The sequence below is a fragment of the Limnohabitans planktonicus II-D5 genome (assembly GCF_001270065.2).
In the GTDB taxonomy this organism is placed as follows: Bacteria; Pseudomonadota; Gammaproteobacteria; order Burkholderiales; family Burkholderiaceae_C; genus Limnohabitans_A; species Limnohabitans_A planktonicus.
Window position 1 is genome coordinate 68,851 of sequence record NZ_LFYT02000007.1, and the last position, 13,666, is coordinate 82,516.

The window sequence follows — 13,666 nt, forward strand, 5'->3', positions numbered from 1 at the left end:
GCGCCGCGCACGCACAGAAGAGGTGGCACTTTATGAATGCTATTGTTCTGGCACGCTGAAGTTTGAAATGTGTGAGAAATGTCACACGTAGGTCGGTACTCGAAGAGTCCGACATGGATGTCCGAACAACCCCATCGCCCAGCCGGGTCATTCGCGCCATTTCAAACCGACGTCGGGGTCTTGCCTATTGATTCGGCCCGGTGAAGTTTTGAATGCATCAAAGATCTTGTAGGTCGGCGGTCGAAGACTCCGACATGGGCCTTTGCCCAAACCAATAACGTCGGACTCTGCGAGTACCGACCTACAAGATGTCCTTTCTCACACATTTCAAACTTCAGCGTGCCGGATCAATAAGCCCGCAAGCTCTGCTGCCGAATGTGCTGGTAAACCAATTGCGCCACGTCGGCTTTGTCTTGTGGCGTGTAAGGTGGCTCGGGCAGTGACAGGTAGACCTGATCCATGATGAAGATTTCCACCTCGGCTTGGGTCTGTTCTTTTTCAGTCCAGCGGTCGAGCGGGGCAATGACCGCCATCACGCCCGCCAGCAAATCGCGGCTGGCTTGTTTGATGCGTTCGCGTTCGGTCTTGTTCAAGTCACCGCGTTGCACCAAATCAAACAGCGCCAGCTGGTCTTCACTCAAGCCCTCTTGCACAGCGCGTTGCTGCTCCACGTCCAGCGCGGCCATCACATCCAGCAGCTTGGCAAAGGTGTCTTCGATGGTGGCGCGGTCTTTGTCTTGGTTGTAGGCGGCGATGATCTCTTGGTACTTTTTCTCGTAGTTCATGCGCAGCGGGTTTTGCGCCAGCATCTGCGCCAGCTTTTCTTCCACGATCTGGCGAATGTCTTCAATGGCCGTGGCCTTGCGTTGCACCTTGCTGGCAAATTCGTCGCGCAGCTTTTCCATGTTGATCTGCGACAAGTCCACCGTCAGGCCATTGGCCTGATCCACACCGGATGCATGCGTGGCAATGGCTTCGTTGACGATGCGGCGCAGCTCTTTGAGCAACTCGCTCACATCGGCGGTGTCGCGCCGCTCGCTCAGCTTTTTGTAAATCGCTTCGATGTTGTCGTGCCGCTCGGCATAGACCAGCGCTGATGGTTCCACCAGAAGCGCCTTGAAACGGCTGAACACCACACGCGACAAGATTTCATACCGGCGCTTGGTCTCGTCGCTGGTGTAGACCGCATTCACCGCATCGGCCAGCAAGCCAATGCGCGCAAAACCTTTGCTGCCCAGCAGGCGGCTAGCGTTAAAGCCCAGGCCCATCAAATGCGCCTCGGTCACGGCAATGGCATCGGCGAGGGCCGCCACACGCTCTTCAATGGGGGCCACAATCTCGGCCTCGCCGCCATCGTCGCCCAGCGCGTATTGCGCCAAGGCTTCGCGCAGGCTTTTGAGCATGCCGTTGTAATCCACGATCAGGCCAAAGTCTTTGCCCGGATACACCCGGTTGGCGCGGGCAATGGCCTGCATCAGGGTGTGTGCCCGCATGGGTTTGTCGATGTAGAGCGTGGACAAACACTCCACGTCAAAACCCGTGAGCCACATGGCACACACCACCGCCACGCGGAACGGGTGTTTGGGGTTTTTGAAAGCGGTTTCCACATCCACGCGCTGGCCGTCTGCCGTCTCAAACCCCAGCTTCATCACCTCGCGGTGGGGAATGATGTCGAAACCCCACTCCTTGAAGTCGGCCACCTCGTTTTGCGCCTCGCTGATGATCAGCTCGATCAGCGTCTCGTCCATCCAAGTGGCTTTGGCCAGCAGGCGGTCGCGCTGGGCGTGCAGCACCTGCCGCATTTCGTCATCGGTCGCGGCGTTGATGGCTTGTAGCTTGTGCTGCGCATCGGCGCGCACGGCGGCGGCTTTGGTTTTCCAGAGCGGCCCGATCAGCTGCAACATGCGGGCGCAAGTGATCTTGTCGATGCACACCAGCATGGCCTTGCCCGCTTCCCAGCGGGTGCTGCAATGGTCGACAAAGTCAGCGGCGATGCGCTCCAGCCGCTCGTCGGCGGTCACCACTTCGTAGTCTTTGCCCAGCAGCTTTTCCAGCAAGGCCGTTTGGTCGGTGTCCAGATCGGCGGCGTCCACCGCTTCGGCAATTTTGTCGTTCAAATCCAGCTTGGCCAGGCCCAGCTTTTCGCCCCGGTTCTCGTACACCAGCTTGACGGTGGCGCCGTCTTCTTCGCTGCGCTTGAAGTCGTAGCGCGACACGTAGTCGCCAAAAATGCGCTTGGTCAGTTGGTCGTGTTTGAACAGGGGGGTGCCCGTAAAACCGATGAACGCCGCATTGGGCAGCGCCATGCGCATGTTGCGGGCCAGCTTGCCCGACTGCGTGCGGTGCGCCTCGTCCGACACGACGATGATGTCGTCGCGCTCGCTGTAGGGCGCGTCGGGCTTCACCTCTTGGTTGAACTTGTGGATCAGGCTGAACACAAAGCGGTGGTTCTCGGCCAGCAGGCGCTGCAGCTCGCGGCCCGAGCTGGCACGCGGCGTTTGCTCGTCGGCCACGCCGCATCCGATGAAAGTCTTGTAAATCTGGCTGTCCAGATCGTCGCGGTCGGTCATGAACACAAAGGTGAAATTGCCAGGCACCGTGCGGCGCACCTTCTCGGCAAAAAACGCCATCGAATACGACTTGCCGCTGCCCTGCGTGTGCCACACCACGCCCAAGCGGCCCAGGTCGGGGTGCGCCCGTTCGATGATTTGCAAATACTGCGGCAACGGCTCTGCGGCCAGGGGGTAAAGCACTTGCGGCTCATTGGCCGCTGTGCTCAAGCTGGCAGGCAGCTCAACAGTGCGCTGCGTCAGCCGTGTGGGGAACTCGCGCTTCAAAGTCTCTTGCCGCAGCACCGAGGCCACCGCCTGGTTCACCCCCAGCAGCTGGTGGTTGCGGGCTACCACCTTGCGCGTGTGGCCTGCCTTGCTGGCGTCAAACAAGATGAAGTTTTCCAAGATGTCGAGCAAGCGGTCTTTGGCCAGCATGCCATTCAGCAAGACCTCGGCCGCCACATTGCCCACATCGTTTTCGCTCAGGCGCTTCCACTCGCCAAAGTGTTCCCAAGTGCTGGTGATGGAGCCAAACCGGGCGTTGTGCCCGTTGCTCACCACCAAAAATGCGTTGTGGTGAAAGGCGTGCGCCACCACGTTCTCGTCCATGTAATCGCGCAAATTGCCGTCAAACCCGGCGCGGATGTTTTTGTAAACCGCCTTCAGCTCAATGAACACCAACGGCAAACCGTTGACGAAACACACCAAGTCAGCGCGGCGGTTGTAGTTGGGCGTGCGCAAGCCGGTCAGCTTGAGTTCGCGCACCACGAGAAAACGGTTGTGGGCCGGGTTGCGAAAGTCGATCACCTTGGCCTGCGTGTGGCTCAGCTGCCCCTGCGCATTCTTGAAGCTCACCGGCACGCCATCACGCACCAGCTTGTGAAACGCCTGGTTGTGCTGCAAGAGCGAGCGCGAAAAGTCGTGGTGCGTCAGCTGCGCCACCGCGTCTTCGATGGCAGGCGGCGGCAGCTGCGGGTTGAGCCGGGTCAGCGCCTCGCGCAAGTCGCGCACCAACACCGCCTCGCGCTCACTGCTGCGCCCCAGCGTGCCGGTGGGACCAAAGCTCTCTTGGTTGAAGGCATAGACGCTGTCCCAGCCCAACTCACGCTCCAAGTGCTCGGCAAACGTGGCCTGCACCAGGCGGTCTTCACTGTTGATGTCGGTGTAGGCCATGGCATCTATTGGCCAAAGCCACGGTTTCTAAAGGACAAACTGCAGATTTGTCCTTTAGAAAAATTCATACAGATCAACGACTTACTAATTTCTATCAACCCGAAAGGTCTTTGCCTCTTCATGATTCACCCTGTTTTGTCTTTTAGAAACCCTGCTCATCTATCAGATGGTGGCACCCCGTAATTCGAAACACCCTTGTCCGAACAAGCGACCAATCGATCCTTGCGCCAGCAACTTGGGCAATTGCGCGATGTCTTCCAACAGCGTCAACACGCTGTCACCCGTAGCAGGATCATGGTTGGCCACGGTGATGAAGGGCACCATCTGCGTGCCCATGGCGTCCAACAGCGCCGGGTTGTGCGTGGTCACCAGCACATCCACCCCCCGCGCTGCACCCACGGTTTTCAGCATGTCGAGCAACAACTTGGCCCGGGATGGGTGCAAGCCGTTGTCCACTTCTTCAATCACCAGCAAGCTGTACCGAGGGCGCGTGAGCAGCGCCGTCAAGATGGCCAGAAAACGCAGCGTGCCATCCGACATGCCGCGAGCATCCACGGTGGGTGGCGGCCCTGCGTCCAGCCAGTGCTCTTCGCAATACAGCATGGCGTCTGACTGGAATTTGCCGACTGTTTCGGCATACACGCGCCGAATGTCTCGTTCAGGCAGCTGGCTGGCGTATTGCGTCAGCACAGCCTCTATTTCTTGTTGTTTGTCTTTCGGCAATGCGGCCAACACACCTGCAATGTTGGAAGCGTCTGATTCCAGCTTTTCAGACAAAGCCGAGAAGCCGCGCATGTGCGAAGGGATCGGGTCCAGGATGAAGATTTCACGCAGACTTGAAATGACAGCTTGCACACCATCCTGAATTTCCTGACGTAGCTTTTGACCCATCAACTGAAACAGGATGGAGTTGGCACGGCTCAGTTGGCGTGGGGTGCCCTGTTTTTCGTTGTAAAGGCGGGCGATGATGGTGGGAGCATCGTCTGTGCACGCATCGGTGCGCAGCAGTTGGATATGGCCTGCCTCTGATTTACGACGTCCGTCTTTGCCCGCCCTGAACTTTGTGCGCGTGAGCTTTTCAGAAAACAGATCGCACCGGCTGTCGGTGATTTTTCCTTCCAGCCTGTATTCGTAATCGGTGAGTTCATCAGAACGGCACACCACACTCAATGCAAACACAGAACCCGGCTGCCGCGCCGCCCACTCCACACCGCCGCGCAAAGGGGCTTGTGTGCCATCGCCCTTCAAGGCCGAGGTGAGCATGGAACCCGAAGCCACCCGATTGAGCAGCCGCAATGCGTCGAGCGCATTGGATTTGCCGCTGGCATTGGTACCTACCAGAACCGACAAGGGATCAATGTGGATGGAGGCGCTTTCGTAGCTCTTCCAGTTTTCCAGTTTCAACTCGGTGATCATGTGTGCTCCAGCAGGATTTGCTGACCGAAAGGATAAGCCATGCTACGGCTGAATCGGCCGACCTCAGCTTGCTCGGCAAATGTGGCCTGCACCAGGCGGTCTTCACTGTTGATGTCGGTGTAGGCCATGGTGTCTATTGGCCAAAGCCACGGTTTCTAAAGGACAAACTGCAGATTTGTCCTTTAGAAAAATTCATACAAACCAACGACTTACCAATTTCTATCAACCCGAAAGGTCTTTGCCTCTTCATGATTCCCCCTGTTTTGTCCTTTAGAAACCCAGCCCATCCATCCGGTGATTGATCCGGCACCTCCGTCGGTGGCTTTGGCCCCGACGTGTTGCCTTCGTCGCAGGCCAATATAGGGTCTGGAGCCGCCGACGGAGAAAAGGTGATGGGGCGCGGTCGATCAGGCGGCTTGGCCGTGGAGGATTTCTACCGGGAGTGCGCCGTTGGCTCTGGCGTCCAACACGACAACTTCTACGGCCGTGCCATCAGCGGCATAGCTGACATGTGTGTTCCAGTCCTGGGACACCTCGCGTGCAATGGGTTTATCCGAGAGATGAATCACCAAGATGTCATCTTGGTCGTAGTAGGTGGTTTTCATGGGTTAATCCTCCAATACAAATGCGTGCATGACGGTTTTAACGACCAAGGCGTCTTCGAGGACCAACACCGCGCCGCCCACTCCACACCGCCGCGCAAGGCGGCTTGCGTGCCGTCGCCCTTCAAGGCCGAGGTGAGCATGGAACCCGAAGCCACGCGGTTGAACAGCAGCAATGCATTGAGCGCATTGGATTTGCCGCTGGCATTGGTGCCCACCAGAACCGATAAGGGATCAATGTGGATGTCGGTGTAGGCCATGACGTCTATTGGCCAAAGCCACGGTTTCTAAAGGACAAACTGCAGATTTGTCCTTTAGAAAACTCCATACAAATCAATGACTTAGAAATTTCTATCAACCCGAAAGGTCTTTGCCTCTTCATGATTACCCCTGTTTTGTCCTTTAGAAACCAGATCAATGAACGGGTGTCTGCCTTGGTTTATTGACGAAAATTTGACGCGCATTTGGCTCAAATTTGGTTCGCATTTGGCTCATTTGGAGCACTGAGCCAAGAAAAAAATCATTTGAAATCAATGACTTGCCAGATGACCACTTTGGTATTTGGCTCACTGAGCCAAATACTTGATGTTGATTCAGCGCTTTTTGAGCCAAATCACGCCAGCCAACCGACTTGCCCGTGACGGTTCGCAGGGATTTCAGGTCGGTGTGCTGGTCTTCGCGGGTCATACGGCCAATTCTCCGTTCATCAGGCGGGGCAGCAACAGGTCGCGGGCTTGGCGGAGTTTTTGGTTTGTTTCGTCCAGCTTGTCCAGTTGCGCATGAATCGACTCCACCGTCTCGTGGAACGAACGCAACAAAGTTTCTGGCGGGTGAAGCATCGTGCGGCTGTATGCAAAATCGCGATTCAGGCCAGGGACTGCGACGTCGGTGCTGATGAAGTGCATGTGCTTGAGCACGTAGTAAAGGTACAAGCTGCTGCTTTCGGCACTAACGAAATAAACGGTGTCGATGGGAAAGAAGCTTTTGCTGGACCAGTAAACGCTGCCCACATTGCCTTTGCGGCCCAGCACGATGGCAGGGCCTTGGACCAGTGGTTTTTCGTGAGTGCCGACGATGCCGCTGGAGCCGTAAACCGGGTAATCTCCTTCGACGCGCAATTCAGCTTTGAGGGCTTTGCCGTAGTTGAGCGTGATGGACTCACCCAAAGTCTTGCGCTCCCACCCCTGCGGCACGCCGTCCACGATAGAGGTGTGCTCATGGCCGGGAAAGCGCAGGCGCACAAACCATTCGCGGTAGAGCTGCCGTGCCGAGTCTTCAAGCAGGGCCATGCGGCGGCGGTTGTTGTCGATGAGGTCGTCGTAAGTAGAGAGCGTTTCAGCAATCGCTTTCTGCACATTGATTTCAGGATAGCGGACAGGCATTGCCGCGACGATGCCCGCGCTCAAGTTGAGCATGGTTGAACCCACCGCATGCTGCAAGAGCCACTTGGTGACATGCTCTTGCTCCATAAAGTAATAGAGGTACTCTGGAACCAAATGGTCTCCATTCAACTCAATCTTCAGGCAGCCAGTACCGCAAAGCCAGCCGTCCTGCTCATCTCTGATGAACGCACGTTTGGTGATTTCACCTCGGCGTGGCAACACAATAGACCGTGGCTTGAGTTTGTGGCGTTCAAGTCGTGTAGCAGTTTGTTCTGACACCCTTGCAACCGTTTCGCTTGAAATGCCGCCGTCCGTAATGTCTTTGGGCATGACGACGGGTATGCCCTCGGCCTCGTACTCAGCTTGGTGCAGCTGTGATCCAAATGGCCCTGTCTGGATCAAGCCACCATCCAGCTTGGTCAACGCTCCAAGCGTTGAGTCTTGCCAACTCATACCCCCAGCCCCTCAAAGTTGGCCGCAATCTTCGCCGCCAGTTCCACCGCCTCGCGGTTCAAATCCGTCAGCTCCACATGGATGTCGCGCAGGGTTTGTTCAAAGTCGAAGTCTTCGTCCACCTCGGCCGGGGCCACGCCCACGTAGCGGCCGGGGGTCAGGCTCCAGTCGGCGGCTTCGATGTCGGCGCGGCTGACGACTTTGCACAGGCCGGGCACGTCTTGCATCTCGGCATTGGGAAAACGCTCTTGCAGCCAGACCATTTGGCGGTGGGTGTAGGCGCAGGCCTTGAGTTGCTCCACGGCGGTGTGGCGGGCTTCGTCGAGTTGCTTGAGGCTTTTGTTGACGGCGCGGCGGTCGAGCAGGTCGGCGGCGGCTTGGATGGCCGCGTCTTTGTCTGACTTGCCTTCGTGTTGGCTCAGCTGCGCGGCCAGGGCTTGCGCTTGTTGTGCGCTGCGGGCGGCGAGTTTGTAGAGCAAGTCAATTTGCTTGACCATGCCCTTGGCGGCTTCGGCTTGTTTGTCAAAGCTTTGGCGCAGTTGGATTTGGGTGGCGTTGTCGGTGCTGGCTTGGGTGCCGCTTGCCGTCACTGTTTTGCCAAACGCTTGCAGGCCGGTGACCAGGCTGGCGCGGTCGGTCATGAAGGCTTGGGCGGCTTGGCTTTGCTCGGCCAGTGCGGCTTGCAGTGCGTTCAGGCTTTCTTGGGCGGGCTGCGGTGCGTCTTTCAAAGCGCTGATGGCTTTGCTGAGGGTTTGCAGCGCCAGTTGTGATTGGGTCAGCTGGTCCAGCAGCGGGGTCAAGGTGGCGTCCACGCCTTGGGCCTCGGTGTTCAGGCGGGTGATGTAGCTGTGCACCAGGCTCAGGTAGCGGCTTTGCTGGCCCCGGTAGAGCCAGACGATGGCGCTCAGGTGGGCTTGTTGCTCGGGCGAGAAGTCGTAAATCTTGCGGGTGACTTTGCGGTAGACGTTGCGGGCGTCGAGCATGAGCACTTTGTCTTTGAGCGCTGCGGGTTTGGACCGGTCAAAGTGCCACAGCTCGCAGGGCACGGTGCGGGTGTAGAAGAAGTTGGAGCGGATGGCGACCATCACGTCCACGTCGCCGGTCTCGACCAGTTTGCGGCGCACTTCTTTTTCGCCATGGCCTGCGCTGCTTGCTTGCGATGACATGACAAACCCGGCGCGGCCCGTGGGCGACAAGTAGCTGTGAAAGTACGAGATCCACAGGTAGTTGCCGTTGGAGACGTGTTTGTCTTTGTTGATGCCGGGCAGGCCAAAGGGCAGGCGGCGGTCGGTCTTGATGGCTTCGGCATCGACCTTGTCGACGTTGAAAGGCGGGTTGGCCATCATGAAGTCGACGTTGCCCCACAGCGGCTTGCCATCTTGCAGGCGGTGTGGGTCGTCGTAGAAAGTGTTGGCTTCCTGGATGTCGCCTTCGAGCCCGTGCACGGCCAGGTTCATCTTGGCCAGGCGGATGGTGGTGGGGGTTTTTTCCTGGCCGTAAAAGGTGACCCGGTTCATGGTCTCTTGGCCCGACTGCTCGATGAAGTGGCTGCTCTGCACGAACATGCCGCCCGAGCCGCAAGCCAAGTCGGCCACCACGCCGTGGTCGGGCTCGATGATGTTGACCAGCGTTTGCACCAGCGACGGCGGTGTGAAAAATTCGCCGTTGTCTTGCGCGCCCTGCATGGCGAACTTCATCAAGAAATATTCGTAGATGCGGCCAAATACATCGCCCGTGGCATTGCGCAGGGCTTGGCTGTCAAAACAGCGCAGCAGGTTTTCGAGCAGCTTGTTATCAAAGCGGTCGTAGTCTTTGGGCAGGCTGCCTTGCAGCGGCGCAAAGTCGGCCTCGATCGCGTTCATGGCCGCGACCAGTGCACCGCCCAAGCTGCCCCCCGAAGGCAGGTTGAGCAAGGTGTCGTAGCGTGCGGCCTCGGGCAGCATCAAAGCGCGGCGCTTGATGAAGTCGCCCTTGACCAGCGGGCGCTTTGGCATGGTGCCCGCCGCCTGCGCGGCCTCAATGGCTTGCAGCGCGGTCTGGTAACGGTTGGTGGCGTGCCGCAAAAAAATCACGCCCAACACCGGCATGGAATATTCGGTGGCCGTGAGGTTGGAGTTGGCACGGAGCTGATCGGCGGCTTCCCACAGGCTGGTTTCAATTTGCGCGATGTTGTGGAAGGCGTTGGCGGTCATCTGTGCGGGGGTTGATTGTTGTTTTGGGGGGGTTGCCGGAGGGGCGTTTGGGCGGGGTGGCCAGCGGGAGGGCTGAATGATTATGCCCAGCTTTGGGTTGCGCTTTGGGTTGGTTTGGTGGGCTCATGGGGGTTTACGCGTAAAGGCGTTTTGTAGTTAATTTTTGTTATTTATTTGGTTATAGTTGGGCGCTTCGGGCCTGCTGCGCTGGATGGTGCGGGTGGGCATGTTGCAAGGGGTTGGATGCCGGGTTTGGGCTGCAAATTTATACCTGCATGTACATGCAGTGTCTGGCCTGAAACCCATGTCGCAAGCCGCTTGCGACGATTTCAACAACAAGATGTATCGACACGGGCCGGGTGTATCAACCGGGTTTTGGGATCTACATCACGTTAGGAATCTGCAAAGCACCTCTCTTTGTTGTTCCTATTTTTTATTCAGAGGTGAAGGAAAAAATTATGCCTTTTTATGCCATAGAAGCTGTAGCCTACGACAAAGATGGACGCAGACTAAACGGAAATACTCACAATATTGAAGCAGACAATCAACGAGATGCTATTGAAATTGCAAAAAGTCGGCAAAAATCTCAAGTTGGAACTGTTAGAGTAGAAACGAAAATTCTTCGTGTATCAGATCGAAAATGATTTCAAGAATATGAAACTTGAAGTAGTTTGTGCAAAAGCCTAACGAGTAAGGATAGGTCGCGCGAAGCCGCGACCTGATCCGTTTGTTGGACGAGCCCGGTTCTGGGCGGTGGTTTTTGCCCTACAGAAAACATCTTTTTTGTCTTGCCTGTGCAATTGAGCTTTCACTTGGCTCAAGCGATCTGACGGCGGTGCGTCGGGTGCCCTTGCGGCACTTTTTTGGCAGTGTGAGGTTGTTTTTGGCCGTGCTCATTCACAGTGCTTTTGGGGCACTGTTGCGCGTTCTTCAAGCTGAGATCGGCCGTGTCACTGGTTCGTGGTGGCCTGACTGTGTTGCGGTGGCGACGCATTGATCGATGGCAAGATTCGGCGGCGCAGCACCCTCATGGCACCGGCGCAGCACGCGCACTTCCATTGCGCACGAGGCGTGGTCTGAGATGTCGCTGATGGGGTTGCGGTACCACTTGGGCTCCTGAACACCAGCAACTTCAGCAAGCTGATCAGCCTTTTGCTGTTCGGATGCAAGAAACCACAGTTGCGCGCCCTTCTAAAGCAACAAGAACGCTGAAATAGTGGGTCAGTTGTGCGGGCGAGAGCTTGTCAATTGCAAAATCAAAGTAGTCGCCCATGCACCGGATTGCACGAGCGTAAGCGTCAATGGTCTTGGGCTGCAGGCCTTTGAGCTTGAGGGGTTGCAGGTGGGTGCGGTACGCCCTGGAAAATGGTTCGGGGAAAGTGGCGGGGTCATAGCCACCGGGTCACATCGACATGGGCAAAATCCAGAAAAGTTGAAGATCACATGCCCCACAATTTAGGCATGAACCTACAGCTTACGAATTCACCAACAGCCGTTGCGGCACACCCGCTCCGCGTAGCGGCTTCGTCCAACCCTTCCATCGAGAGGACGTCACCCGGCAAGTCAGGCGCTTCCTCTCATGTCAAACGTCAGCCATCGCAAGGTAAGTAGTCGCCATGGATACTTCATCGTAAATAAATGCATTCAGTACCGCATCAGAAATAGCTTCCGCAATTTATGTCTAAATTACGCAACGGTCACCCCTCGTTAGGTTTTCATCATGCTTAAGTTTCTCGGCAAGCTACTCAACAGAGATTTCACAACCCCGACAGAGCCCATAGAAACCAATGTGCCAGACCACGAAATTTGGGAACTTCTAAATCCGACGAACAAGGCGGAGATATCGCAAAGGAAAAAGAGCCTGAAGGCGTTCATCCAATTTGCAACGCGCCAGTTGCAAAAGACTGAATCTCAACGCTTGAGCAGAGTTGCAATGCGAGCTTTAGATGACTCGTGCGACTCGTTCGATGCTTTGGGCGAAATCATGTCCGGTGATGATGGTCAACGGCGTGGGAAATGGGTTTTTATCCAATTGGATTGCAAGGCACGCGAGGAAATCGTTTGGCAGGTTTCAGAAATTCTGACCACATTCGGCATCAGAGAGCGCTGGGCACACGATTGCATCACCGAATTCCGCTCGGTACCCGAATCACTGCTGGCCTTGTCCGACTGGCTAGCCGAAAGAGACCTTTCGCTTCTGCACTTCGAGACGAACTCAGATTCCTATTGTTCGGTAATTGTCAGGGCATCAGAAAGTTCTGCTGCCAAAAAACTTGCATTGGCGGCGCAACTCACACTTTACGATCATGCGGAGTTTTCGCTCGCGAATACCTAATGGATATGTTCATATCGTACGAAGCTACGATATAAACAGTTGTTGGAGGCGTGAAGTGGACCCCATAGTAAGGGCAACTTCTCTGGTGCGCCGTGGCTGGTATCAGCTGCAGCGTCCCGTCGGTTAACCTCACCCCAACCGCCAATACCCCCACCAAACCCGCATCCCCGTGGTGATGGCACACAAGCCCGCAAACCCATAAGCCAACACCGCAAAGTGTTCAGGCCAAATGCACATGGCAGCAAACACGGTGATGGTCTCGGTGGCTTCGGTCAAACCACCCAAGAAGTAAAAGCTTTTGCCCGGCAAGGCGGTGTCCGTCAGGCCGCGTTTTTCGGCCAGTGCGGCGAACGCCAAAAAGCTGCTGCCGGTGCCGATGAAGCTGGCCAGCAGGGCCGCAGCGGGCAGCGCGTTGGTCGCGGGGTTGGCCACTGCAAAGGCCAGGGGGATAGCGGCGTAGAACACGAAGTCGAGTGCGATGTCCAAGAAGCCGCCCGCGTCGGTGGGCTGGGTCAGGCGGGCCACGCTGCCGTCCAGGCCGTCGAGCAAGCGAGAGGCCAGCAGCAGCGCCAAGCCCCACCACCACGCTTGCAGGGCAATGGCCACGGCGGCGGCCATGCCGATGGCAAAGCCCAGCCAGGTCAGGGCGTCGGCGCTGATGCCTGCGCGCACCAAGCCGCGGGCGGCGGCGTTCAGCGCGGGGCGCAAGAGGGTTTGGGCGTGGCGGTCAAACATGGGTTGGGCTTTCTTCGGTGGCGGCGCGCAAGTGCACCACGCGCTGCGGGTCGGCCACGTCTTGTTCGTCGTGTGTGACCAGCACCACCGGGATGCGCCGTTCGCGCACATGCGCAAACACCCACGGGCGCAGCTGGGCGCGCAAGGCGGCGTCGAGTTTGGAGCGTGGTGGGCTTGCCTGCTGTGTCCACCCATTGGAAATTGGACAAAGTTATTGATTCGGCCCGATGAAGTCTGAGCTGCGTGTTGCCCGTTGGGAGGATTTTGTGGACGCTTGCCAGCCCAGCGAAATGCCTGTGGTCCACCAGCGTCTGATCGCCAGCAGGGCTAGCTCCCACAAGCTGCAAGATTGAAGTCACCTTGCAGACTTCACAGGGCCGAATCAATAGGGCGAACGGCGCCGACAACAAGCCATCGCGTTTCATGGCGGCAAAGTTTTCGCCGTTGATCCAGATCAGGTCCACCGTGCCTTCGGTGTCTTTGCGTCCGGCTTGCTTTTCGGCACGCACGCGCTTGACCACATCGGCCGCGTCGCTGATCTTGACGTGCTGCAGTTTGACGCCAAAGTCACGCTGCAACTCGCCCGCCACCCATTGCAGGTAAGCGTTGATGCGTTCGCTGCCTGCCCAGGCGTTGAAATACACCGTTTGGCCACGGGCGGCGCGTTCGGTGTCGGGCCAAGCCGTGGTCGATGGCGTGGCCGCCTGTGCCAGCACAGGCGTGACACTGGGCACCAGCACAGCCGCGCCCAACAGCGTGAGAGATTGGCGACGGTTGAACAGGTTCATGGGGTCATCCGAGTCAGTTGCCCAAAACGCTTGATTCT

Annotated in this window: 12 protein-coding genes; 2 read left to right on the top strand and 10 right to left on the bottom strand. The window is 57.2% G+C overall.

The window, feature by feature from the left end:
- Window positions 1-347 precede the first annotated feature (347 nt).
- The 8 genes from H663_RS28150 to H663_RS28180 form a co-directional block, all read right to left on the bottom strand.
- Window positions 348-3,725, bottom strand: a complete 3,378-nt coding sequence (locus H663_RS28150) for a type I restriction endonuclease subunit R (protein WP_053173393.1) — start codon at window positions 3,723-3,725, stop codon at window positions 348-350.
- Between the two features lie 162 nt (window positions 3,726-3,887).
- A complete protein-coding gene (locus tag H663_RS28155) occupies window positions 3,888-5,141 on the bottom strand; it encodes an AAA family ATPase (protein WP_053173390.1) in 1,254 nt (417 codons plus the stop codon).
- Entirely contained in the window at window positions 5,138-5,269 is a 132-nt protein-coding gene (locus tag H663_RS42395; protein ID WP_276309824.1) for a hypothetical protein, read from the bottom strand. Before H663_RS42395 ends, H663_RS28155 begins: the two co-directional genes overlap by 4 nt.
- A gap of 279 nt (window positions 5,270-5,548) precedes the next feature.
- Window positions 5,549-5,746, bottom strand: a complete 198-nt coding sequence (locus H663_RS28160; RefSeq protein ID WP_053173388.1) for a DUF2283 domain-containing protein — start codon at window positions 5,744-5,746, stop codon at window positions 5,549-5,551.
- On the bottom strand, window positions 5,743-6,003 hold the full coding sequence (locus H663_RS28165) for an AAA family ATPase (RefSeq protein WP_116695831.1): 261 nt from the start codon (window positions 6,001-6,003) through the stop codon (window positions 5,743-5,745). The genes H663_RS28160 and H663_RS28165 overlap by 4 nt, the downstream gene beginning before the upstream one ends.
- Before the next feature lie 154 nt (window positions 6,004-6,157).
- On the bottom strand, window positions 6,158-6,430 hold the full coding sequence (locus H663_RS28170) for a hypothetical protein (RefSeq protein ID WP_053173385.1): 273 nt from the start codon (window positions 6,428-6,430) through the stop codon (window positions 6,158-6,160).
- The gene (locus H663_RS28175; RefSeq protein ID WP_083451209.1) at window positions 6,427-7,578 is read right to left on the bottom strand and encodes a restriction endonuclease subunit S; all 1,152 of its coding nucleotides are present in this window, start codon (window positions 7,576-7,578) and stop codon (window positions 6,427-6,429) included. The genes H663_RS28170 and H663_RS28175 overlap by 4 nt, the downstream gene beginning before the upstream one ends.
- Complete coding sequence (locus H663_RS28180; RefSeq protein ID WP_053173383.1) at window positions 7,575-9,770, bottom strand: type I restriction-modification system subunit M; 2,196 nt, start codon at window positions 9,768-9,770, stop codon at window positions 7,575-7,577. Before H663_RS28180 ends, H663_RS28175 begins: the two co-directional genes overlap by 4 nt.
- A 458-nt stretch (window positions 9,771-10,228) precedes the next feature.
- On the opposite strand from H663_RS28180, the gene H663_RS41280 reads away from it, so the two are divergent.
- Window positions 10,229-10,414 (top strand): hypothetical protein, encoded by a 186-nt coding sequence (locus H663_RS41280; protein WP_133239987.1) that lies wholly within the window; start codon window positions 10,229-10,231, stop codon window positions 10,412-10,414.
- 1,076 nt (window positions 10,415-11,490) lie between these two features.
- Entirely contained in the window at window positions 11,491-12,105 is a 615-nt protein-coding gene (locus tag H663_RS28190; RefSeq protein ID WP_053173381.1) for a DUF6630 family protein, read from the top strand.
- A gap of 129 nt (window positions 12,106-12,234) precedes the next feature.
- Here H663_RS28190 and H663_RS28195 read toward each other — a convergent pair whose 3' ends face one another.
- Together H663_RS28195 and H663_RS42055 are read right to left on the bottom strand one after the other, a co-directional pair.
- Window positions 12,235-12,840, bottom strand: a complete 606-nt coding sequence (locus tag H663_RS28195; protein ID WP_053173379.1) for a CDP-alcohol phosphatidyltransferase family protein — start codon at window positions 12,838-12,840, stop codon at window positions 12,235-12,237.
- Window positions 12,798-13,628 (bottom strand): type 2 periplasmic-binding domain-containing protein, encoded by an 831-nt coding sequence (locus tag H663_RS42055; RefSeq protein WP_205872697.1) that lies wholly within the window; start codon window positions 13,626-13,628, stop codon window positions 12,798-12,800. Before H663_RS42055 ends, H663_RS28195 begins: the two co-directional genes overlap by 43 nt.
- Window positions 13,629-13,666: the final 38 nt, after the last annotated feature.